We start from the raw sequence: 22,359 nt of genomic DNA, 5'->3' as shown, positions 1-22,359 counted from the left end.
CGCAGGCCGGTCGTCTAGGATGACGGCCATGCTGAAGATTGACATCCACGCCCACTATCTGCCGCGCGACTGGCCCGATCTGGCATCGAAGTACGGCGAGCCGCGGTTTCCGGTGATCCACCACACCGACGACGGCCGCCACCGCATCTACAAGGACGGGCGTTTCTTCCGCGAGATCTGGTCCAAGACCTGGGATGCGCGCGAGCGCATCGACGACTACGCGCGCTTCGGCGTGCAGGTGCAGGTGATCAGCACGGTGCCGGTGATGTTCAGTTACTGGGCCAAGCCTGCGCATGCGCTGGAACTGCACCAGTCGCTCAACGACCACATGGCCGCCACCGTCGCGGCGCATCCGCGCCATTACGCCGGCATCGGCACGGTGCCGATGCAGTCGCCGCGACTGGCGATCCAGGAGCTCGAGCGCTGCGTCGATCAGCTCGGCCTGCAGGGCGTGCAGATCGGCAGCCATATCGGCGACTGGAATCTCGACGCGCCGGAGCTCTTCCCGTTCTTCGAAGCCGCGGCCGATCTGGGCGCGGCGGTGCTCGTGCATCCCTGGGACATGATGGGCAGCGAGTCGATGCCCAAATACTGGCTGCCGTGGCTGGTGGGCATGCCGGCCGAACAGTCGCGCGCGGCATGTTGCCTGGTCTTCGGCGGCGTGCTGCAGCGGCTGCCCAAACTCAAGATCTGCATGGCGCACGGCGGCGGCAGTTTCCCGTACACGATCGGCCGCATCGAACACGGCTTCAACATGCGGCCCGATCTCGTCGCCACCGACAATCCGCACAATCCGCGCGGCTACCTCAAGCAGCTGTACTTCGATTCCTGGGTGGCCGATCCGCGGGCGCTGCAGTATCTGCTCGATACCTGCGGCGCGGACCGGGTGATGCTCGGCACCGACTACCCGTTCCCGCTCGGCGAACAGGTGCCGGGCGCCGGCATCGAAGAAATCCCGCTCGATGATGCGTCCCGGGCGCGCCTGTATCACGGCACCGCGCTCGAATGGCTGGGGCTGTCGCCCGGCCGCTTCGCGTGATCGCGCCCCGCACTTTCCTTTTCTTGCGTCGCGCATCCACGCGACCTTCGACCGAACGAAGTCCATGACCGATCCGCACACCCTGTTTTCCGACGACTACGCCGCCTCCGCCGATGCCGCCGATCCGCTGCAGCGCTTCCGCGCCCAGTTCCATCTGCCGCGTTTCGGCGACGTGGAACAGGCGTACTTCGTCGGCAACTCGCTCGGCCTGCAGCCACGCGGCGCGCGCGCGCAGGTCGAGGACGTCCTCGACAAGTGGGCGATGGAAGCGGTCGAAGGCCATTTCCGCGGCAATTCGCAGTGGATGACGTATCACGGTCTGGTCGGCGCGCAGCTGGCCGAGATCGTCGGCGCGCAGCCCGAGGAAGTCGTCGCGATGAACTCGCTGACCGCGAACCTGCATTTCCTGATGGTCGGCTTCTATCGCCCGACCGCCGAGCGTCCGGCCATCCTGATGGAGGCCGGCGCGTTTCCGTCCGATCGCTACGCGCTCGAATCGCAGGTGCGCTTCCACGGCTTCGACCCGGCGACCGACCTGATCGAAGTGCAGCCCGGTGCCGACGGCCTGTTCGGCATGGACGCGATCGCCGCCGCGATCGCAGAACACGGCCACCGCGTCGCGCTGGTGCTGTGGCCGGGTGTGCAGTACCGCACCGGCGAGGCCTTCGATCTCGCGGAGATCGTGCGCCTCGGGCATGCCGCCGGCGCGGTCGTCGGGTTCGATCTCGCGCACGCGGCCGGCAATCTGCCGCTGCAGCTGCACGACAACGATGCCGACTTCGCCGTGTGGTGCCACTACAAGTACCTCAACAGCGGTCCGGGCGCGGTGGCTGGTGCATTCGTGCACGCGCGACATGCGCAGACCGACCGACCGCGCTTCGCCGGCTGGTGGGGCCACGACGCGGCGACGCGGTTCCGCATGGGACCCGACTTCCAGCCCACGCCGGGCGCCGAGGGCTGGCAGCTCAGCAATCCACCGATCCTGGGCCTCGCGCCGCTGCGCGCTTCGCTGGACCTGTTCACCGAGGCCGGGATGCCGGCCCTGCGCGCGAAGTCGGAAACGCTGACCGGTTATCTGGAAACGCTGATCCGCAGCCAGCTCGACGACGTGCTCGACATCGCCACGCCGCGTGACGCCGCGCGTCGCGGTGCCCAGCTGTCGCTGCGCGTGCGCGGCGGACGCGAGCAGGGCCGCGCGCTGTTCGAATACCTGTCCGACAACGGCGTACTCGGCGACTGGCGCGAGCCCGACGTGATCCGCATCTCGCCCGCGCCGCTCTACAACACCCACGCCGACGTGCTGCGTTTCGTGCGCACCGTGGCGCGCTGGCGCGACGCGTGACCGCACCCGCACGCCATCTGACGATCATCGGCGCGGGCCTGGCGGGCGCGCTGCTCGGCATCCTGCTGCGGCGCCGCGGCTGGGACGTGGATCTGTACGAGAAGCGCGGCGATCCGCGCGTGCAGGGCTACGGTGGCGGCCGTTCGATCAATCTGGCGCTGGCCGAACGGGGCCGGCATGCGTTGCGTGCCGCCGATGCGGATGACGCGGTGATGCACCACGCGATCATGATGCGCGGCCGCATGGTCCACGTCGGCGACACCGAGCCGGTGCTGCAGCGCTACGGGCGCGACGACGACGAAGTCATCTGGTCGGTGCATCGGGGCGATCTCAACATCGTGCTGCTCGATCTGGCCGAAGCCGTCGGCGCGCGGCTGCATTTCGATGCCGGCCTGGACGCGGTGAACTTCGATTCGCGCCGCGCGGTGTTCCGCGATCCGCGCGACGACAGCACCCACGAAGTGCCGTTCGAGGCACTGGTCGGCGCCGACGGCGCGGGCTCCGCGCTGCGCGCGGCCATGCACCGTGTGCGCGACCTCGGCGAGCGCAGCGATTTCCTCGACCACGGCTACAAGGAACTCGAGATTCCGCCGACCGCCGATGCCGGTTTCCGGATCGAGCCCAACGCGCTGCACATCTGGCCCCGCGGGCATTACATGTGCATCGCGTTGCCCAATGACGAGAAGACCTTCACCGTCACCCTGTTCCTGCCGCATCACGCGGGCGCGGATGGCGGTCCGGCATTCGACCAGCTCGGCGATATCGACAGCGCGCGCGCGTTCTTCGCGCGCGACTTTCCGTCCGCGCTCGCCCTGATTCCGGAATTCGATCGCGATTGGGCGGCCAATCCGGTCGGCCAGCTGGCCACGCTGTACCTCGACCGCTGGCACCTCGACGGCCGTGCGGTGCTGCTGGGCGACGCCGCGCACGCGATGGTGCCGTTCCACGGCCAAGGCATGAACTGCGCGTTCGAGGACTGTGTCGCGCTGGCCCGGCAGCTGGATGCGCACGAGGATCTCGCGGCCGCGTTCGCCGCCTTCGAGGCCGAACGCAAGCCCGATGCCGCGGCGATCCAGCGCATGGCGCTCGACAACTACCTGGAGATGCGCGACCGCGTCGACGATGCGGACTATCTGCTCCAGCGTGAGCTGGAACTGGCGTTGCAGGCGCGTCACCCCGGCCGCTTCGTGCCGCATTACGCGATGGTGACCTTCATGCGCATTCCCTACTCGCTGGCGATGACGCGCACCGATATCCAGCGCGGCATTCTCGAACGCGCGACGGTGGGGCATGCATCGCTGTCGACGCTGGACTGGGCCGCGCTCGATGCCGAGGTGCGCGAGCTGCTGACGCCGCTGGCGGATGTGCCGGCGTGAGCGACAGCTTTCTCTTCTACGACTTGGAAACCTTCGGCGCCGACCCGCGCCGCACGCGCATCGCCCAGTTCGCCGCGATCCGCACCGATGCCGAGCTCAACGAGATCGACGAGCCGATCGACTTCTTCGTCCGGCCTGCCGACGATCTGCTGCCCTCGCCCATCGCGACGCTGATCACCGGCATCACGCCGCAGCATGCGCTGACCGCAGGCTTGTCCGAGGCCGACGCGTTCGCGCGGATCCATGAGGAAATGGCGCGGCAGAAGACCTGCACACTGGGCTACAACTCGCTGCGCTTCGATGACGAGTTCGTGCGCTTCGGCCTGTACCGCAATTTCCACGATCCCTACGAGCGCGAATGGCGCAGCGGCAATTCGCGCTGGGATCTGCTCGACGTGATGCGCCTGTGGCATGCACTGCGCCCCGAAGGCCTGGTGTGGCCGACGCGCGAGGATGGCGCGACTTCGTTCAAGCTCGAGCATCTGGCGACGGCCAATGACGTGCGTACCGGTGACGCGCACGAGGCGCTGTCGGATGTGCGCGCGCTGATCGGTCTCGCGCGCCTCTTCAAGGCCGCGCAACCGCGGCTGTGGGACTACGCAGCGAAGCTCCGCGACAAGCGCTTTGCCGCGTCGATGCTCGACACCATCGCAATGACGCCCGTGCTGCACGTGTCGCAACGCTACCCGGCCGCGCGCCTGTGCGCGGCGCCGGTGCTGCCGATCGCGCGGCATCCGCGCATCGACAGCCGCGTGGTGGTGTTCGACCTCGACGGCGATCCGGACTGGCTGCTCGACCTTGATGCCGAAGCGATCGCCGCGCGCGTGTTCGTCCGCCGAGAGGATCTGCCCGAAGGCGTCGCGCGCATTCCACTCAAGGAAGTCCACAGCAACCGCTGCCCGGCGCTGGTGGCCTGGAGTCATCTGCGCCAAGCGGATTTCGAGCGGCTCTCGATCGATCCGGCCGACATCGAACGACGCGCCGCCCGGCTGCGCGCCGCCGGCCCCGCACTGGCCGAGAAGATCCGCCAGGTGTTCGCAGTCGAGCGCGAATTCGGACCGTCCGATCCCGATGGCGCGCTCTACGACGGTTTCGCCGGCGACGGCGACAAGCGCCGCATGGCCCAGGTCCGCGCGACGCCACCGACACTGCTGGGCGCGCGCGACTTCGGCTTCGAGGATCCACGCCTCGACGCCCTGCTGCTGCGCTACCGCGCGCGCAACTGGCCGGACACGCTGGCTCCCAACGAACAGCTTTGCTGGGATGACTACCGGCGCGCGCGCCTCGCGCCCGGCACGACGCAGGCCGAACAGGATTTCGCCAGCTACTTCACGCAGATCGACGCCCTGCGCGACGAAGATCCCACCGACGCTCGGCGTCTGCCCCTGCTCGACGCCCTCGATGATTGGGGCCGGCGCCTGCAGACCCACCTGCATCCGTCCCCCACGCTGCCCACCCAGTCCGCATGACCACGTATTTCAGCGACAAGAGCTTCAAGTTCCTGCGCGCGCTGGCGCGCCACAACGAGAAGCCCTGGTTCGAAGCACACCGCAAGGACTACGAGGCGCACGTGCGCCAGCCGTTCCTGCGCCTGATCGGCGATCTGCAGCCGGATGTCGCCGCGGTCAGTGCCCATTTCCGCGCCGACACGCGCACCGTCGGCGGCTCATTGTTCCGCATCCATCGCGACGCACGCTTCTCCAACGACAAGTCGCCGTACAAGACCTGGCAGGGTGCGCGCCTGTTCCACGAGCGCCGCCGCGAGACTGCGGCGCCGTCGTTCTACGTGCATCTGCAACCCGGCGGCAGCTTCGTCGGCGCCGGCCTGTGGCACCCGGAATCGGACACCCAGCGGAAAGTCCGGCAGTTCATCGTCGACAACCCGGAAAGCTGGAAGGCCGCCGCGCACGCGAAGAAGCTGCGCAAGCAGTTCGAATTCGAGACCAGCGAGATGCTGGTCCGCCCGCCGCGCGGCTTCGATCCGCAGTTCGAATTCATCGACGATCTCAAGCACCGCAACTGGGTCTTCTGGCGCACGCTCGACGACGACACGATGACCGGCCCGAAGTTGCGGCAGACGATCGCCGCCGACCTCGTCACGCTGGCGCCGTTCGTCGACTACCTCTGCGCATCGCTGGATCTGGAGTTCTGATCCCGCGCGCCGCAGTCGTGCGCGCGCGTCGTCGTTCAGCAGGGACTGCGCCGCCGTCTCCGACAATCACCGCCTCCCCTTCGATGCGATCTGCGATGAAGCGACTCGGCTGGCTCACCCTCGCGGTTCTCGTCCTGCTGCTCGGCTACGTGGTCGCCGGCCCGTATCTGACCGTCCACGCGATCCGCGAGGCGGTGCGCAACGAGGATTCGCGAGCGCTGTCGAAGCAGGTGGATTTCCCGGCGTTGCGAGAAAGCCTGCGGCTTCAGCTGGCCGACGCGATCGTGCGCGAGGCCGGACCGGACCTGCAGTCGAACCTGCTCGGCGCGATTGGTCTGCGACTCGCGGGCAGCGCGGCTGGTACGGGCGTCGACATGATGGTGACGCCGGTCGGCCTGAGCGCGCTGATGCGTGGCCAGCGGCTGTGGAGCCTCGCCGGCGGTGCCTCGCCGACGCAGGTCCGCCCCGACGCCGAACGCGAACCGCCGCTGGCGGATGCGCACTATCGCTACAACTCGACCTCGCGTTTCACCGCCACGGTGCGCGACGACCGTGATCGCCCGATCGAATTTGTGCTGACGCGCAAGGGGCTCACCTGGAAGCTGTCGGACATCCGGTTACCCCTTTGAAGATCGTCTCCTGCCTGCGGCAGGAGACGCCCGCGTCCCCTCTCCCGCGCGGGGCGACGATGTGCTGCTTGCGAGCCACTGGCTCGCGCACAGCGGAGCGCCATGCGTGCTGCGCATGGCCGGGGGGCGGCAGCCGGGGGGGGGGGCCGATTGCGAAGCAATCGGTGGGGTGAGGGCAGCGCGGAGTCCGACGAAGTAGCGCTTGAGCGTCTGCGTCTCTGCAGCATCCCGCAACGATGGGTTTCGCGACGCTCTCCCCATCCTACGGAAGCGCGCCAGACATCGGAGCGATAAGGCCCACATCCTACGGCCGGTCCAACGCCCCCCGCCCGAACCGCGGCCGGTGATACATCACCAGATACACGCCGACCACCCACGCCGACGCCGCCGCCCACCCCGCCAGAATGTCCGACGGGTAATGCACGCCCAGATACACGCGCGACAGGCCGACCATCGGCACGAAGACGGCCATTGCGGCGATGACCCACCAGCGCGCACGCGTCGGCCAGGCCAGCAGGATCAGCACCGCAGCCAGCGTCATCGATCCCATCGCGTGGCCGCTGGGAAAACTGTAGGTGGCCTCGGGCGCGATCGAGTCCCACAGGCTGGGCCGGTCACGCGCGAACAGGCGCTTGGTCGCGAGGTTCAACAGCGCCGAGCCGCCGGTCGCGACCGCGACGAACAACCCGTCGCGCCAGCGCTTCATCGCCAGCAGGATCAGCACCAGCGCGATGTCGACCGGCACCACGCCCTTGGCGTAGCCGATCTCGGAGAAGAACAGGAACACGCGGGTATACCCGTCGCGCGCGACATCCTGCGCGAACAGCAGGATCGGTTCGTCGAACGGAATCACCTCGGCCTCGTGGACCTCGTCGGCGAGTTCCATGAAGCCCCACATCGGCAACAGCACGCCGGCGAACAGCAGCAGGAACTTCCAGCCGTGCCGCCGCAGCAGGCCACCGGTTTCGCGTGAGCCCTCGGCGACGACCGTCCCGCCGTCAGACGGCATCGACGCGGCGGCCGTAGTTGCGGTGCACGTAGTCGTCGACCAGCGCAACGAACTCGTGGGCGATGTTTTCGCCACGCAGCGTCATCGCCTTTTCGCCATCGATGAAGACCGGCGCCGACGGTGCCTCGCCGGTGCCGGGCAAGGAGATGCCGATATTGGCGTGGCGCGATTCGCCGGGACCGTTGACCACGCAGCCCATCACCGCGAGCGTCATGGTTTCCGCGCCCGGGTGGGTGATCTTCCACTCCGGCATCTTGTCGCGCACGTGGTCCTGGACCACGCCGGCCAGTTCCTGGAAAAACTCCGACGTGGTGCGGCCGCAGCCGGGGCAGGCGGTGACCATCGGCGTGAACGCGCGCAGACCCATCGTCTGCAGCAGTTCCTGCGCGACGACGACTTCCTTGGTGCGCGAGGCGCCGGGCTCGGGCGTGAGCGAAATGCGGATCGTGTCGCCGATGCCTTCCTGCATCAGGATCGCCAGCGCGGCGCTGGACGCGACCATGCCCTTGCTGCCGATGCCGGCCTCGGTGAGACCCAGATGCAGCGCGAAGTCGCTGCGCGCAGCCAGATCGCGGTACACGGCGACCAGTTCCTGCACGCCGCTGACCTTGGCGCTGAGCACGATGCGATCGCGCCCCAGTCCGAATTCCACGGCGCGTTCCGCCGAATCGAGCGCCGAACGGATCAGCGCCTCGCGCAGCACGCGCCCTGCATCCCAGGGCACGGCGCGCAGGGCGTTCTCGTCCATCAGCGCGGCGGCCAGCGACTGGTCCAGCGAGCCCCAGTTCGCGCCGATGCGCACCGGCTTGTCGTAGCGCATCGCGAATTCGATCAGCTGCCCGAACTGCAGGTCCTTCTTCTTGCCGAAGCCCACGTTGCCGGGGTTGATCCGGTACTTCGCCAGCGCTTCCGCGCAGGCCGGTTCGCCGGCCAGCAACTGGTGCCCGTTGTAGTGGAAGTCGCCGATGATCGGCACTTCGATGCCCTGCATCGCCAGTCGTTCAACGATCCGCGGCACCGCGGCGGCGGATTCGGGATTGTTGACCGTGATGCGCACGAGTTCCGAACCGGCGCGCCACAACTCGCCGATCTGCTTCGCGGTCGAGGCGACATCGGCGGTATCGGTATTGGTCATCGACTGCACGACGACCGGCGCCGCGCCGCCGAGGGCGATCCCGCCGACATGGACCTGACGCGTGCCGCGGCGCGCGGCGGCGCCGAAAGCCGGCAGGGCGACGGGTTCGGACAGGCAGGCGGACGGCGCGGGCGCGCCGGCGGACGCGTTGACAGGAGCAGGCTGGGCGGACATGCGCGCATTTTAGCGGGTCGCGCCGGTCTTTTCGGTGACGCCGGGCCTAACCGCGCCTGCGCCCACCCGCGGGTGCGACCGAAAGCCGCAGGGCGGCCCGCAGCCCCCTGCACTACGATGGCCGGCGATGCAGCCGCAACCGCCCGCCACCGCCCTGCTCCGCACCCTGTACAGCCTGCGCTGGTTCGCGGTGGGCGGGCAGTCGTTGACGATCCTGTGGGCGACACACAGCTTCGACATGGCGCTGCCGCGCTGGCCGCTGTGGGGCCCGGTGCTGCTGCTGGCGGCATTCAACGTCGTGGTGCACCTGCGCCTCGCGCACAGCCGCGACGCCGCGCCGGCCGAGGCCTTCGCCCACGTACTGGTGGATACCGCCGTGCTGGCCTGGCTGGTGGCGTGGACCGGCGGCATCGCCAATCCCTTCGCGTCGCTGTTCCTGCTGCCGATCGCGCTGACCGCGATGGCGCTACCCCAGGCCTGGGCGATCGCCGCCGCGCTGGCCTGCGTGACCGGCTACATGCTGGCCGTCAACTTCGGCCAGCCGCTGCCGCATCTGCACGACCACTTCGACCTGCACCTGGCCGGCATGGCGGTGAACTTCTTCCTGTCGATGGCGCTGGTCTCGTATTTCCTGCTGCGGCTCGCCGCCGCACGCGACCGCCGCGAGCAGGAGCTGGCGAGCTTGCGCGAACGCTTCGTGCGCAACGAGGGCATCCTGGCGCTGGCCACGCACGCGGCCTCGGTCGCGCACGAACTCAACACGCCGCTGGGCACGATGACCCTGCTGCTCGACGATCTCGACACCAGCGCGATGGGCGCCGACGGCGCCGAAGACGTGGCCACGTTGCGAAAGCTCGTCGACACCTGCCGCGACCGGGTGCGCTCGCTGGCCAACCCGGCCGATCCCGCGGCGAGCACGCGTGTCGACATCGGCCGCGTGCTCGAACACTGGCAGCTCGTGCGTCCGGCGATCGTGCTCGCGCGCAGCGGCAACGTGGACGTGCACGAACGCGTGGACCGCACGATCGGCCATCTACTGCTCGCCCTGCTCAACAACGCCGCCGACGCCAGCGAAGGCAACGGCAGCACCCGCGTGGATCTGCGCCTGCAGATCGAGGACGGCGTGCTCGACGGCGCGATCCGCGACTACGGCACCGGCTTCGACGCGCAGGCGCCGTTCCTGCCGGTGCTGTTCCGCAGCGGCAAGCCCGACGGTCTCGGCGTCGGCCTGGCGCTGTCGCATGCCGCGATCGAACAGCTGGGCGGCGAACTGGACATGGAGGAAGCCGACGGCGGCGGCGCACGCGTGCATTTCCGCGTGCCGGTCGGCGCCGGCGGCGACTCCCGCGAGACGGAGACGATGCGATGAAGGGTCTGCTGGTCGACGACGACACCCTGTATCTGGACGCGCTGCGGCGCGCGCTGACCCGGCGTGGCATCGAATGCGAGATCGCCGCCGATCCGGCCACCGCGCTGGCCGTCGCCACGCGCATCGCGCCGGATTTCGCACTGGTCGATCTCAAGCTCGGGGATGCCTCGGGCCTGTCGCTGATCGAACCGCTGCGCGCGATCCGCGCCGACATGCGCATCCTGCTGGTCACCGGCTACGCGAGCATTGCGACCGCCGTGGAAGCGATCAAGCGCGGCGCCGACGACTACCTGCCCAAGCCGGTCTCGGCCGACACGCTGCAGCGCATCCTGCTCGACACCGAGACCGACACCGCGCCCGGCGCCCCACTGCCCGAACGCGACGAGGACGACACGCTCGAAAGCCCGACGATGATTCCGCTGCACCGGCTGGAGTGGGAACACATCCAGCAGGCGCTGGCCGAGACCGGTGGCAACATCTCCGCGACCGCACGCCTGCTCGGCATGCACCGCCGCTCGCTGCAGCGCAAGCTCGCGAAGCGGCCAGGTCCGGAACGTCGTCCGCCCACGGACGGGTGAAAGCGCCAGGCAGGATGCGCTCCGTCGATCAGTGGCCGGTGTGGTCGGCGGCAGGCGCATCGCCTGCCAGCGGACGCACTTCGAAGGTCACGGATTGTTCCGGCGCGTTGGCGAAACGCAGGGTGGCCTCGATCGACTGGCCGGCGCGCACCGGCTCGACCGGGTCGATGAACATCAGATGGTTGCCACCGGGCTTCAGCGTGACTTCGGTGCCGGCGGGCAGCTCGACGCCGTCGGCGAGTTCGCGCATGCGCATCATGCCGCCCTCGTGCGACATCTCGTGGATCTCGACGCTGGCCGCCGCTGGCGTTTCGACCGAGAGCAGCCGGTCGGCTGCACCGCTGCGCAGCGTGAGATAGCCGCCGGCGACGGCCGCGTTCGGCGGCGTCTCACGGATCCACGCCTCGCTGACCACGATGCCGGCGCTGGCGTCGGCGGCGTTCGCAGCCGGCGTCGGTGACGACGATGACGACGCGTCCGGCGTCGCGGGCTGGCAGCCGGCGAGCGCGAGGATCAGCCCGGCGGCGACGGGGCCGATGGCGAGGGAAAACGGACGGCGTGCGGACATCGCGGTGCTCCTAGGTTCGACAGGTGGGCGCCGGCATCTCGCCCGATGACGGGCAGTATCGCAGCGCACGATATCCGGCAGTCGCGCGACGCCAGCGATCGCCATGCTGGCCGCGTGGAGGCGGCGATGCCAATGCGACCGGGTGTCGCAGTGAGGGTCGATGCACTCCCTTGGCCTCAGAGCGGGAGTCGATTGGAGCGCCCTGCACAGCGAGCACGCGTCGATTGGAGCCCACTTCGCCGCGAGCACGCGCCGCTGTAGCCCTCCCCCGTGTTGCGGGGAAGGGTTGGGAGGGGGCGAACGATCAAGTCGCCGGAACGCCGGGGCGTCCGCACTTCTGAATCGCTCGATCCGATACATCAGCTCCGGATCGATTGCCCCCACCCAACCCTCCAACGTGAAACGGAGGAGGATTCAAAACCCCTGCCGTTGATGGACGTGTCCGGCTTCGGCTGACGCCTCATTTCGGCTTCCGGGCCAACCGGTATCCTGTCCCCATGCGAGACAACAGCCCTTCCGACGTCCTTACCCCCTCCCAGCTCAACACGCTGGCGCGTGGTCTGCTCGAAGACACATTTCCGAACGTCGTCGTCGAGGGCGAACTCGGCAATCTGTCGCGGCCGGCGTCGGGGCATCTGTACTTCACGCTCAAGGATTCTCGCGCGCAGGTGCGCTGCGCGCTGTTCCGTTCGCGCAGCCAGGGCCTGCGATTCGTGCCGCGCGAAGGCCTGCTCGTCCGCGCGCGCGGGCGGGTCACGCTGTACGAGGCGCGCGGCGACTACCAGCTGATTCTCGATTCGCTGGAAGAAGCCGGCGAAGGCGCGCTGCGTCGCGCGTTCGACGTGCTGAAAGCGCGGCTGCAGGCCGAAGGCCTGTTCGACGCGGAGCGCAAACGCGCCCTGCCCGCGTTTCCGCGGCGGATCGGCGTCATCACCTCGCCATCGGGCGCGGCGGTGCGTGACGTGTTGAGCGTGCTCGCGCGGCGTCTGCCGCTGGTCGAGGTCGACGTGCTGCCGGTGCCGGTCCAGGGCACCGATGCACCGCCGAAGATCCGCGCGATGCTTGAACGCGCCGGTGCCAGCGGCCGCTACGACGTGATCCTGCTGGCACGTGGCGGCGGTTCTCTGGAAGACCTGTGGGCGTTCAATGACGAAGCGCTCGCGCGTGCCGTCGCCGCCTCGCCCGTGCCCGTGGTCTCGGCGATCGGCCATGAGACCGACTTCAGCCTGACCGATTTCGCCGCCGACCTGCGCGCGCCCACGCCCTCGGTGGCCGCGGAGTTGCTGGTGCCCGACCGCAACGAGCTCGCGACGCGCGTGCGTCGCCTGCAGCGCCACGTCGACGACACCCATCTGCGCGCCATGCAGCAGCGGTTCCAGCGCCTGGACCGCGCCGCGCTGCGGCTGCAGGCGCAGCGTCCGCAGGCGCGCCTGGACGCGCTGCGCCTGCGCCAGGCCGAAGCCCTGCGGCGCCTGTCGATGGCGATGCGCCAGCAGCTGCAACAGCGCGGCGCGCGCCTGCGTCACGCCGAGGCGGTGCTGCGCGCGGGCACGCCGCGACGTCGGCTGCAGCAACTGCGCGAACGCCTCGCCGCGCTCGGTCCGCGTCCACGCGCCGCACTCGCCCGCCATCTCGAACGCGATCGACTGCGTCTGCGCGGGCTCGCCCGCTCACTCGAAGCCGTGAGTCCGTTGGCGACGATCGCACGCGGCTACAGCATCCTGCAGCGCGAGGACGGGGGCGTCGTCCGGAGCGTCTTCGACGCCGCGCCCGGCGAGCCGTTGCAGGCGCGGCTCGTCGACGGGAACCTGCGCGTGCGGGTGGAGTCGTCGGAATCCTGAGCCGCGTGTCGGCTTGATCGCACATCGTGTGGTGCGGCGGCGATCCCGCGGGGCTGCGACGAACCGGACGCAGCGTTCCGCCCCATCTCGCCCGCCGCTCACACCGCCGCTGGCATGCTGGGCGCCCACGTCACGACGGAGTGCCCGCACGATGACCAAGGCGTCCGACCTGTTCGTCCAGGCGCTTGAAGCTGAGGGCGTGACCCACGTCTTCGGCATTCCCGGCGAGGAAAACCTCGACCTGCTCGAATCCCTGCGCGCGTCCGATATCGCGCTCGTGCTCACCCGTCACGAGCAGGCCGCCGGCTTCATGGCTGCGACCTACGGGCGCCTCACCGGTCAGGCCGGCGTGTGCCTGTCGACACTGGGCCCCGGCGCGACCAATCTCGTCACGCCGGCCGCCTATGCGCAGCTCGGTGCGATGCCGATGCTGATGATCACCGGGCAAAAGCCGATCCGCACCAGCAAGCAGGGCCATTTCCAGATCGTCGACGTCGTCGACATGATGCGGCCGCTGACCAAGTCCACGCACCAGCTGGTGTCCGCCGATGCCATTCCGGCGCGCGTGCGGGATGCGTTCCAGCGCGCGGAAGAGGAACGCCCCGGCGCGACCCATCTCGAACTGCCGCAGGACATCGCCGGCGACGACACCGATGCGCGCCTGCTGCCCGCGCCCTACACGCGCCGGCCGCTGGCCGAGCACAAGGCGATCGCGCACGCCGCCGAGGCGATCCGCAATGCCAAGCATCCGCTGCTGATGATCGGCGCGGGCGCCAACCGCAAGACCACGGCGAAGATGCTGCGCGCCTTCGTCGACCGGCTCGGCATTCCGTTCTTCAGCACGCAGATGGGCAAGGGCGTGCTCGACGAAACGCATCCGCTGTGGCTCGGCACCGCCGCGCTGTCGGACAAGGATTTCGTGCACCGCGCGATCGACGCGGCCGACTGCATCGTCAACATCGGGCACGACGTCATCGAGAAGCCGCCGTTCTTCATGCGCAGCGGCCGGCGCACAGTGATCCACGTGAACTACGAAAGCGCCGTTGTCGACCAGGTGTATTTCCCGCAGATCGAGGTCGTCGGCGACATCGCCAACACGGTCTGGCAGCTGACAGAAGCACTGGATGCACCGCAGCCGCACTGGGACTTCGCGTTCTTCGACCGTGTGCGCGAGGCGCTGTGCGAGAACATCGCAGCACTCGCCGGCGACGACCGCTTTCCGGTGCACGGCCCGCATCTGGTCAAGACCCTGCGCGACGCGCTCGACCCGCACGACATCGTCTGTCTCGACAACGGCCTCTACAAGTTGTGGTTCGCGCGCAACGACCGTTGCCGTGAACCCAACACCCTGCTGCTCGACAACGCGCTGGCGACGATGGGCGCCGGCCTGCCGTCAGCCATCGCGGCGAAGCTGGTGCACGCCGACCGCAAGATCGTGGCGGTCTGCGGCGACGGCGGCTTCATGATGAATTCCCAGGAACTCGAAACCGCGGTGCGGTTGAAGCTCGATCTGGTGGTCGTGGTACTGCGCGACGACGCCTACGGCATGATCAAGTGGAAGCAGCAGCACGAGGACTATCCGGTCTACGGCATGGACTACGGCAATCCGGACTTCGTGCACTACGCGCAAAGCTACGGCGCGCGTGGCCATCGCCCGGACAGCGCCGCCGCATTCGCGGACGTCCTGCGCACCGCGCTCGACACGCCCGGCGTGGACCTGATCGATCTCGCCATCGATTACGGCGACGACGACGCCCTGCTCAACACCGAAATTCCCGCGCGCAGCGCCGCGATCGACTGATCCGCGCCGCGCGTTTCCTTCCGTCCGATTCCGGAGCGCCCCATGGCCAAGAAGACGACCGCCCGCAAGACCGCCGGGCTCGCACGCAGCTATCCCTACTACCTCGCCAATGCCGCAGTCGCCGCGAACACCGATCTCGAGGTCCGCGACAAATACAGCGGCAAGGTCGCCACGCGCGTCGCGATGGGCGATGCCGCGGCGATCCGCAAGGCCATCGTCGCCGCGCACAAGGCGCGCGGGCCGATGGCCGACTTCCCGCCCGACAAGCGTCGCGACGTGCTCGAACACTGCGTGCGCCGCTTCGAGGAACGCTTCGACGAACTCGCACTCGCGCTGTGCATCGAGGCCGGCAAGCCGATCAAGGATGCACGCGGCGAAGTCACGCGCCTGATCGACACCTTCCGCATCGCGGCCGGCGAAGCCACGCGGACCGAAGGCGAGTACGTCGAACTGCAGATCTCCGAGCGCACGCGCGGCTATCGCGGTCTGGTCAAGCGCGTACCGATCGGCGCGTGCAGTTTCATCACGCCGTTCAATTTCCCGTTGAACCTGGTCGCGCACAAAGTCGCGCCCGCGATCGCGGCGGGCTGCCCGTTCGTGCTCAAGCCGGCGGCCAAGACGCCGGTCGGCGCGCTGATCATCGGCGAGATCCTCGCCGAAACCGACTTGCCCAAGGGCGCGTTCTCGGTGATTCCGTGCAGCAACGAGGACGCCGCGGCACTGACCGAGGACGAGCGCATCGCGCTGCTGAGCTTCACCGGTGGCCTGATCGGCTGGGACCTCAAGGCGCGCGCCGGCAAGAAGAAGGTCGTGCTGGAACTCGGCGGTAACGCGGCCTGCATCGTCGACGAGGATCCCGGCCTGTCGCTGGACAAGGTGGTCGAGCGACTGGTGTTCGGCGCGTATTACCAGTCAGGCCAGAGCTGCATCGGCGTGCAACGGATCTACGCGCATCGCACCGTGCACGAGGCGTTGCGGCGCAAGCTCAAGAAGGCGATCAGCGCGCTGCGCAGTGGCGATCCGCGCGAGGAAACCACCTTCGTCGGCCCGGTGATCGACAGCGACGCGGCCGACCGCATCGAATCCTGGATCGACGCCGCCCGCAAGGCCGGCGCCAAGGTCATCGCCGGCGGCAAGCGCGAGGGCAACATCATTCCGGCGACGCTGCTGGAGAAGGTGCCGCGCGATGCCGATCTGGAGCGCAAGGAAGTGTTCGGCCCGGTTGCGCTGCTGGAACCGGTCGACAGCTTCGACGAGGCGATCGCGCGCGTGAACGACAGCGATTTCGGCCTGCAGGCCGGCGTGTTCACCGGCAACCTGGCCCACGCGATGCGCGCTTGGGACCGGATCGAAGCCGGCGGCGTGGTCGTCGGCGACGTGCCGAGCTTCCGCGTCGACAACATGCCCTACGGCGGCATCAAGGATTCGGGCTGCGGCCGCGAAGGCGTGAAGTACGCGATCCGCGACATGACCGAAGAGCGCCTGCTGGTGATTCGCGACCCGGCCTGAGGCCGGCGGACCGTCGCGCGATCAGGCGATCGCGCGACGCGGCGGCACGTCGACCACGGAAGCGGGCTCGCGCACGATCTCGCGCAGCAGTTCGATCGTTTCCACCACCGCATCCGGATCATCGATGCCGGGTACGTAGACGCGCACCTGCCGTCGACCGCCGCGCTTGGCGGCGTACATCGCCTGGTCGGCATGGCTGAGCAACGTGGCCAGCGCGTAGCCGCCCTGCCCAGTTTCCGCCACGCCGAAGCTCGCGGCGAGCTGGAAGCCGTAACCCGCCGCGGCGGTATCGATCGCCGAGAAACGCGCCTGCGCATCGCCGGCCAGACGCACCGCCGCGGATGCGTCCAGTCCCGGCAGCAGCATCGCGAATTCTTCGCCGCCGAGCCGTCCGAACGCGTCCATCGCGCGACACAGCGGCTGCACGGCTTCGGTGACCTGGCGCAATGCCCAGTCGCCGGCCGCATGGCCGTACCGGTCGTTGACCTGCTTGAAGTGATCGAGATCGAACATCACCAATGTCGCCGGCCGGCCGTCGCGTTCGCACTGCAGCAGCGCTGCGGTCGCGCGCTCCGCGAAGTGCTGCCGGTTGAAGATGCCGGTCAGCGCATCGGTCTCGGTCATGCGCTTGAGCCTGAGTTGCATGCGCTTGGTCTTGTAGGCCCAGTACCCCACCGACGCGACCAGTCCGACCAGCACCAGCGCCAGCAACAGCCAGCTGCGCGCGCGCTGCTCGGTGACGTTCTGCTGCAGCACCAGCAGCTGGTTCTTCTGATGCAGCAGTTCGATCTGCTGCGCTTGCTGCAGCGACTGGTGGCGGACGACCTGATAGGCCATTTCGCGGGATTTGACGTCGTTGAAGTGCGCGCGTTCGGCATCGGTGTAGAGCCGGTAGGCGGCGAGCGCAGCAGCCGGATCGTGATCCGCCATCGCGAGTTCGTACTGGACGCGATGCGCAGTGACGCGCGCTTCGGCGGCATTGGCATCATGGCTGTTCGCGAGCGCGGCCTCGGCATGCACGCGCGCGGCGGCGCTCCGCCCCGCGTGTTGCGCGAGCGCCGCGAGCGCGGCGCGGGTCTGCGCGATCAGAAACGGATACCCGGTGCGTTCGACATCGGCGAGCCCGCCACCGAGCATCGACAACGCCTCCGCCTGCCTGGCCTGCGTTTCCCACTGGCGCGCAATGTGCAGACGGACGAAACCGGAGAAGATCGGCTCACCCTGCGATTCGCAGCGCGCCAGCGATTCCCGGCCGAACCCGTCGGTGAAATGCTGATCGAGGCCGTTCATGGCTTCCAGAATCACGCCCCCCGCCGCGCAGGCGTTACGGCCTGCGGGGTCGTCGCGCAGCACGCGCTCGGCATACTGGCGCGCGAGGCGGAATTCACCGACTTGGTTGTAGACGATGGCCGCGACCATGAGCCCGCGATGGCGCAGTTGGGCATCGCCGACCTGCTCGGCAACCGGCAGCATCGTCTCGAGCATGCGCAGCGAATCCTCGAACCGCCGCTGCACCGCATACACGTTGGCCAGCATCGATGCCGTCTCGAAACGCGCGACCGGGTCGGCCGTCGAGGACAGCAGGTCCGTCAGCTCTTCGATCGCGCGCGCGGACTGGCCACTCGTCATCATCCGGTGCGCGCGCAGAATGCGGACCTGGTCGCGCTGGACCGTCGTGGCGCCGGCCAGCATGCCAGACATCTGATCGAGCAAGGCATCGACGCGCTTCGGATCGGACGTCCGCAAGGCAGTCGCCTCGCCGATCAACGCATCGAGCGCTTCGCTCGCGAGCACATGCATGGGGCATACGAGCCCCAGCAGCAAGACGCAGGTGAGCCAGCGCGCGCGCGATCGACAGGATCGCGCGACGCCAAGCCGCACCTCAGACGGGGCGTTCGCCCGGCGCATCCCTGTCCTGCCCGTCCTGCCCGTCACCGTCATCGTCCTGATCCGGTTCGTCCTGCGCCGGCTCGCTCTGCCCGTCGTCCGGGGTCATGATCATGCAGGCGATGACCCTGGGCACGTCGGCACTTTCAGCCAGGAACGCCTGCACCGCATCGGCCACGTCGGTGTCCACGCGATCGAATGCCGTACCCGCGCCCGCCGATTCCAGCAACGCCACAACGTCCAGCATGCAGTTCCCCTGCGTTCTGTTTCAGTCGTCCGCTTACGGAACATGGGCCGGACGCGCCGGCTCACACTCCATCCCCGTTTCCCGCTCCATCGCCCGTCCCGGCGGCACCACCAGCGTTGTGTGCTGGAGCAGTCTGGCATCGACGAGTTCCCCGAGCGGCAGCCGCTCGATCCGCGGCCGCACGGTGGGAAGCGTAGCAGCTTCGTAGAGCGTCACAACATGCCCGGACGGGTAGTCCCGGGCGAGCCGGGTGACCAGCATGGCCCGCTCCTCCCGCGTATTGTGGAAACGGCCTGTGTCGCGGATACCGGCCACCCCGACCTGCCACAGCACCAGCCAGGCGGACGGATCGATGATGCGGCGGTAGAACAGGAACTGGCTAGCCTCGTAGTGCTGGCAGCCCACATCCCCGGGGTCCACACCCAGATCCGCATAGAGGCAGTCCTCGGCCGAAATGCCCGGTTCCATGACGGCCTCGAAGCCCTCGGCACGTGCGGCAGCAATGGCCTGGTGCGGCACCCGGGCGAATACCCCGGGATGGCCGTAGAACGCGCCGCAGACGTCACGGCCGGCGCGGACCTCGGCCAGCATCGCAGCGACCATGTCCGCATAGCTGCGGTGCCGGGAACGGCCTGCCCGATAGAACGGCTGCAGGCTGCGGACATCTGCGTTCATCCGCCGCACCCACAGCTCGACCAGAGGGTCGGACACGGCGACGAACACGACGTCGGCCGTTTCGATATGCCGCCGCGCGCGCGGCCCCAGATGCGCGCCGAGCATCATGCCGACGCCCACGCAGGCCAGCCGCCCCTTCCGCTCCATTCCGATTTCCCCTGTGCGAGCGCGGAATCTAGTCGGCGGGCGGTGCGTCCACAAGCGCGCGCCAGGTCCGGCGCTCCAGACGCCACCGCTGCCAGCCATCGGCGGGCACCTCCAGCACGAAACCCAGGCGCCGCATCAGCCCCACGGCGGCTGCATGGCCGATGCGATGACGAGTCCACAGCGCATCGAACGCGTCCGCACGGAGAACGGCGTCGCACAGATGACCGAGCGCCGCGGTGGCCACGCCCTGCGCCTGCACAGCCGGCGGCAGCAACAGTCCGGTCTCGGCGGTACGGCCATCCGCATCGGGGACGAGGGACAGCAGCCCGTCCGCACCGGACACGGTCTCGAGACGCCAGTAACGTGCGGCAGGCGGGTCGGCCCGCATCTGCCGGAGCGCGGCCGCGAACGCCCGGTGCGCGGCCTGGAGATCGAGCACTGGCGCGACGTGCCGCATCGTCGCGGGATCACCGTACAGGGCGACGAACAGATCCGCGTCCTTGTCGCCCAGCAACGTGGCGCGCACGCCGGCGGCGAGGAAATCTCCGGGCCAACCACGCGACGACGCCACGGGCGTGGGATCAGCGCTCATGGTCGGATCGCCGGCGTTGCCGGCCGCACGCCGGCCATCACGCAGCACACCGCCTTCCGTGGGGACTTCAGGACGACGGGGCCGGTCGATCCGCGAGGCACAGGGCACGGCCATCGAAGCCATCGGATCCGGCGGTCCTGCACCGCGACCGCCCGTCAGCCGCCCCGCGCCGTCAGCACCCGCTCGACGTCCGCCAGCGACAGCCCGCGCGCGCGCAGCAGGACGATCAGGTGGTACAGCAGGTCGGCGCCCTCGCCCAGCAGCTCCTCGTCGGTCTGCACGAGGGCGGCGAGTGCGGTCTCGACGCCTTCCTCGCCGACCTTCTGCGCGATGCGGCGCACGCCGCCATCGAACAGGCGGGTCGTGTAGCTGCCTTCGGGGCGTTCGCGTTCCCGGGTCTCGATCAGCGCGTCGAGTTCGGCGAGGACGCCGGCCGGCGCGGTCGGAAAGCAGCTTGGCCGCTGCAGATGGCAGGTGGGGCCGCGCGGCGTCGCCAGCACCAGCAGCGTGTCGGCATCGCAGTCCGCTTCCATCGACACGAGTTCGAGCGTGTGCCCGGACTGTTCGCCCTTGGTCCACAGGCGATTCTTGCTGCGGCTGAAGAAGGTGACCTCGCCGCGGCGCAAAGTTTCGGCGAAGGCGGCGCGGTCCATGTAGCCGAGCATCAGCACGCGCAGCGTGGCCGCGTCCTGCACGACGGCAGGGAGCAGACCGTCGCCCTTGGACCAGTCGAGTGTGTCGACGTCGGGTGCGATGGCGATGGCGGGGGTGTCGTCCTGCAGTTCGGTCATTGGCGTCTGATGTCGATGGCCTGATCGGCCAGTTCGCGTTTGAGCGCGGGGATGGCGATGCGGCCGCTGTGGAACACGCTGGCCGCGAGCGCGCCGTCGACATCGGCTTCGATGAAGGCGGCGGCGAAGTGTACGGATGCACCTGCCCCGCCGGATGCAATCAGCGGCACCGGACAGACGGCGCGCGCGGCCTGCAGCTGGGCGATGTCGTAGCCGGTGCGCACGCCGTCGTTGTCCATGCAGTTGAGGACGATCTCGCCTGCGCCCAGACGCACGGCCTCGGCGATCCAGTCGAGCGTGCGGATCGGCAGTTCGCGGGTGCGGTCGGGATCGCCGGTGTGGCTGCGCACGCGCCACTCGCCGTCGGTCTCGCGGATCGAATCGATGCCGACGACCACGCACTGCACGCCGAAGGCTTCGGCAAGCTCGGAGATCAGCGCGGGGCGCTCCAGCGCCGGCGTGTTGATCGAAATCTTGTCGGCGCCGGCATGCAGCACCGCGCGCGCAGTGTCGACATCGCGGATGCCGCCGGCGACGCAGAACGGAATGTCGATCAGGCGCGAGACGCGTTCCACCCAGCCGCGATCGACCGAGCGGCCCTGCGGACTGGCCGAGATGTCGTAGAACACCAGCTCGTCGGCGCCCTCGTCGCGGTAGCGCAGCGCGAGGTCGACGATGTCGCCCATGTCGACGTGGTCGCGGAAGCGCACGCCCTTGACCACGCGCCCCTCGCGCACGTCGAGGCAGGGAATGATGCGGCGGCTCAGCATGCCAGCGCCTCGGCCACGCCCAGGCGCCCTTCGAGCAGCGCACGGCCGAGCACGATGCCGCCGCAGCCCTGGGCCTTGGCGGCGCGCACGTCGGCCAGCTCGCGCACGCCGCCGGATGCCTGCACGTCGAGCGTGGGCACCAGCGCCTTGAGATGCGCGTAGAGATCGAGGTTGGGACCCGACAACATGCCGTCGCGGGCGATGTCGGTGCTCAGCAGATGACGCAGGCCGCCCTGCGCGTAGCGCACGGCCAGCACGTCGAGCGTGGCATCCGCGGTCTCGGTCCAGCCATGGACGGGAAGATGCCAGACGCCATCGCGGCCCTGGCGGGTGTCGAGCGCGACGGTGAGGCGCTCGGCGCCGAAGGTCTCGATCCACTGCAGCACCTGCGCCGGCTCGCGTACCGCCAGCGAGCCGACCACGACACGTTCGGCGCCTGCATCGAGGATGCGGCGCACGTCGTCTTCGGTGCGCACGCCACCGCCGGTCTGCACGCGCAGCCCGGTATCGGCGCGGATGCGGGCCAGCAGTGGCGCCAGCGTATAGCCGCCCTCGCGCGCGGCATCGAGATCGACCAGGTGCAACCACTCCGCGCCGGCAGCGGCATAGGCCTCGATCTGCACCAGCGGATCGTCTCCGTAGCGGGTTTCCTGCGCGTAATCGCCCTGTGCCAGGCGCACGACGCGGCCGTGACGGATGTCGATCGCGGGATAGACGGTGAATGCCAT

The 22,359-nt window shown here is 69.1% G+C and carries 21 protein-coding genes; 11 read left to right on the top strand and 10 right to left on the bottom strand.

The window, feature by feature from the left end; genetic code table 11:
* The first annotated feature begins 28 nt into the window (after positions 1 to 28).
* The 6 genes from AC3A5T_RS08090 (at position 29) to AC3A5T_RS08065 (ending at position 6,538) form a co-directional block, all read left to right on the top strand.
* Positions 29 to 1,039: an amidohydrolase family protein gene (locus AC3A5T_RS08090; RefSeq protein ID WP_487628120.1), complete on the top strand. Its 1,011-nt coding sequence runs from the start codon at positions 29 to 31 to the stop codon at positions 1,037 to 1,039.
* A gap of 64 nt (positions 1,040 to 1,103) precedes the next feature.
* A complete protein-coding gene (kynU, locus tag AC3A5T_RS08085) occupies positions 1,104 to 2,381 on the top strand; it encodes a kynureninase (protein ID WP_487628119.1) in 1,278 nt (425 codons plus the stop codon).
* Positions 2,378 to 3,757, top strand: coding sequence for an FAD-dependent oxidoreductase (locus tag AC3A5T_RS08080; RefSeq protein ID WP_487628118.1), 1,380 nt, complete (start codon positions 2,378 to 2,380; stop codon positions 3,755 to 3,757). The genes kynU and AC3A5T_RS08080 overlap by 4 nt, the downstream gene beginning before the upstream one ends.
* Positions 3,754 to 5,226, top strand: a complete 1,473-nt coding sequence (gene sbcB, locus AC3A5T_RS08075) for an exodeoxyribonuclease I (protein WP_487628117.1) — start codon at positions 3,754 to 3,756, stop codon at positions 5,224 to 5,226. Before AC3A5T_RS08080 ends, sbcB begins: the two co-directional genes overlap by 4 nt.
* Positions 5,223 to 5,909 (top strand): DUF2461 domain-containing protein, encoded by a 687-nt coding sequence (locus AC3A5T_RS08070; protein ID WP_487628116.1) that lies wholly within the window; start codon positions 5,223 to 5,225, stop codon positions 5,907 to 5,909. The genes sbcB and AC3A5T_RS08070 overlap by 4 nt, the downstream gene beginning before the upstream one ends.
* A 95-nt stretch (positions 5,910 to 6,004) precedes the next feature.
* The gene (locus tag AC3A5T_RS08065) at positions 6,005 to 6,538 is read left to right on the top strand and encodes a DUF2939 domain-containing protein (RefSeq protein WP_487628115.1); all 534 of its coding nucleotides are present in this window, start codon (positions 6,005 to 6,007) and stop codon (positions 6,536 to 6,538) included.
* A 304-nt stretch (positions 6,539 to 6,842) separates the two neighbouring features.
* Here the strand turns inward: AC3A5T_RS08065 and AC3A5T_RS08060 are convergent, their stop codons facing one another.
* Both AC3A5T_RS08060 and ispG read right to left on the bottom strand, forming a co-directional pair.
* Positions 6,843 to 7,547 (bottom strand): phosphatase PAP2 family protein, encoded by a 705-nt coding sequence (locus tag AC3A5T_RS08060; protein WP_487628114.1) that lies wholly within the window; start codon positions 7,545 to 7,547, stop codon positions 6,843 to 6,845.
* On the bottom strand, positions 7,537 to 8,796 hold the full coding sequence (ispG, locus tag AC3A5T_RS08055) for a flavodoxin-dependent (E)-4-hydroxy-3-methylbut-2-enyl-diphosphate synthase (RefSeq protein ID WP_425497212.1): 1,260 nt from the start codon (positions 8,794 to 8,796) through the stop codon (positions 7,537 to 7,539). The genes AC3A5T_RS08060 and ispG overlap by 11 nt, the downstream gene beginning before the upstream one ends.
* Before the next feature lie 187 nt (positions 8,797 to 8,983).
* Here ispG and AC3A5T_RS08050 point away from each other — a divergent pair, with 187 nt between their 5' ends.
* Positions 8,984 to 10,225: an ATP-binding protein gene (locus tag AC3A5T_RS08050; protein WP_487628113.1), complete on the top strand. Its 1,242-nt coding sequence runs from the start codon at positions 8,984 to 8,986 to the stop codon at positions 10,223 to 10,225.
* Positions 10,222 to 10,803, top strand: coding sequence for a response regulator transcription factor (locus AC3A5T_RS08045; protein ID WP_332076958.1), 582 nt, complete (start codon positions 10,222 to 10,224; stop codon positions 10,801 to 10,803). The genes AC3A5T_RS08050 and AC3A5T_RS08045 overlap by 4 nt, the downstream gene beginning before the upstream one ends.
* A gap of 28 nt (positions 10,804 to 10,831) precedes the next feature.
* On the opposite strand, the gene AC3A5T_RS08040 is transcribed toward AC3A5T_RS08045, so the two are convergent.
* Positions 10,832 to 11,371 (bottom strand): copper chaperone PCu(A)C, encoded by a 540-nt coding sequence (locus tag AC3A5T_RS08040; protein ID WP_487628112.1) that lies wholly within the window; start codon positions 11,369 to 11,371, stop codon positions 10,832 to 10,834.
* 497 nt (positions 11,372 to 11,868) lie between these two features.
* Here AC3A5T_RS08040 and xseA point away from each other — a divergent pair, with 497 nt between their 5' ends.
* The 3 genes from xseA to AC3A5T_RS08025 all read left to right on the top strand — a co-directional run bounded on the left by xseA (position 11,869) and on the right by AC3A5T_RS08025 (position 16,522).
* Positions 11,869 to 13,212: an exodeoxyribonuclease VII large subunit gene (gene xseA, locus AC3A5T_RS08035; RefSeq protein ID WP_487628111.1), complete on the top strand. Its 1,344-nt coding sequence runs from the start codon at positions 11,869 to 11,871 to the stop codon at positions 13,210 to 13,212.
* A 151-nt stretch (positions 13,213 to 13,363) separates the two neighbouring features.
* Positions 13,364 to 15,013 carry an acetolactate synthase large subunit gene (locus AC3A5T_RS08030; RefSeq protein WP_487628110.1) on the top strand — a complete coding sequence of 550 codons (1,650 nt, stop codon included), beginning with the start codon at positions 13,364 to 13,366 and terminating at the stop codon, positions 15,011 to 15,013.
* Between the two features lie 42 nt (positions 15,014 to 15,055).
* Entirely contained in the window at positions 15,056 to 16,522 is a 1,467-nt protein-coding gene (locus AC3A5T_RS08025) for an aldehyde dehydrogenase family protein (RefSeq protein WP_487628109.1), read from the top strand.
* A 21-nt stretch (positions 16,523 to 16,543) separates the two neighbouring features.
* Here AC3A5T_RS08025 and AC3A5T_RS08020 read toward each other — a convergent pair whose 3' ends face one another.
* From AC3A5T_RS08020 to hisA, 7 genes are all read right to left on the bottom strand, one after another.
* A complete protein-coding gene (locus AC3A5T_RS08020) occupies positions 16,544 to 18,322 on the bottom strand; it encodes a sensor domain-containing diguanylate cyclase (protein WP_487628108.1) in 1,779 nt (592 codons plus the stop codon).
* Between the two features lie 82 nt (positions 18,323 to 18,404).
* Positions 18,405 to 18,656: a hypothetical protein gene (locus AC3A5T_RS08015; protein ID WP_487628107.1), complete on the bottom strand. Its 252-nt coding sequence runs from the start codon at positions 18,654 to 18,656 to the stop codon at positions 18,405 to 18,407.
* Positions 18,657 to 18,689: 33 nt separating this feature from the next.
* Positions 18,690 to 19,478, bottom strand: coding sequence for an SAM-dependent methyltransferase (locus AC3A5T_RS08010; RefSeq protein WP_487628106.1), 789 nt, complete (start codon positions 19,476 to 19,478; stop codon positions 18,690 to 18,692).
* A gap of 28 nt (positions 19,479 to 19,506) precedes the next feature.
* Positions 19,507 to 20,070: a GNAT family N-acetyltransferase gene (locus AC3A5T_RS08005; RefSeq protein ID WP_487628105.1), complete on the bottom strand. Its 564-nt coding sequence runs from the start codon at positions 20,068 to 20,070 to the stop codon at positions 19,507 to 19,509.
* 155 nt (positions 20,071 to 20,225) lie between these two features.
* Entirely contained in the window at positions 20,226 to 20,861 is a 636-nt protein-coding gene (hisIE, locus tag AC3A5T_RS08000; RefSeq protein ID WP_487628104.1) for a bifunctional phosphoribosyl-AMP cyclohydrolase/phosphoribosyl-ATP diphosphatase HisIE, read from the bottom strand.
* The gene (hisF, locus tag AC3A5T_RS07995) at positions 20,858 to 21,631 is read right to left on the bottom strand and encodes an imidazole glycerol phosphate synthase subunit HisF (RefSeq protein ID WP_487628103.1); all 774 of its coding nucleotides are present in this window, start codon (positions 21,629 to 21,631) and stop codon (positions 20,858 to 20,860) included. The genes hisIE and hisF overlap by 4 nt, the downstream gene beginning before the upstream one ends.
* A complete protein-coding gene (hisA, locus tag AC3A5T_RS07990; protein ID WP_487628102.1) occupies positions 21,625 to 22,359 on the bottom strand; it encodes a 1-(5-phosphoribosyl)-5-[(5-phosphoribosylamino)methylideneamino]imidazole-4-carboxamide isomerase in 735 nt (244 codons plus the stop codon). The genes hisF and hisA overlap by 7 nt, the downstream gene beginning before the upstream one ends.

The sequence above is a fragment of the Luteimonas sp. Soil_C_16 genome, from assembly GCF_057657295.1.
The sequence above is the reverse complement of the archived record's forward strand: the minus strand, read 5'-3'. Positions and strand labels throughout refer to the sequence as shown.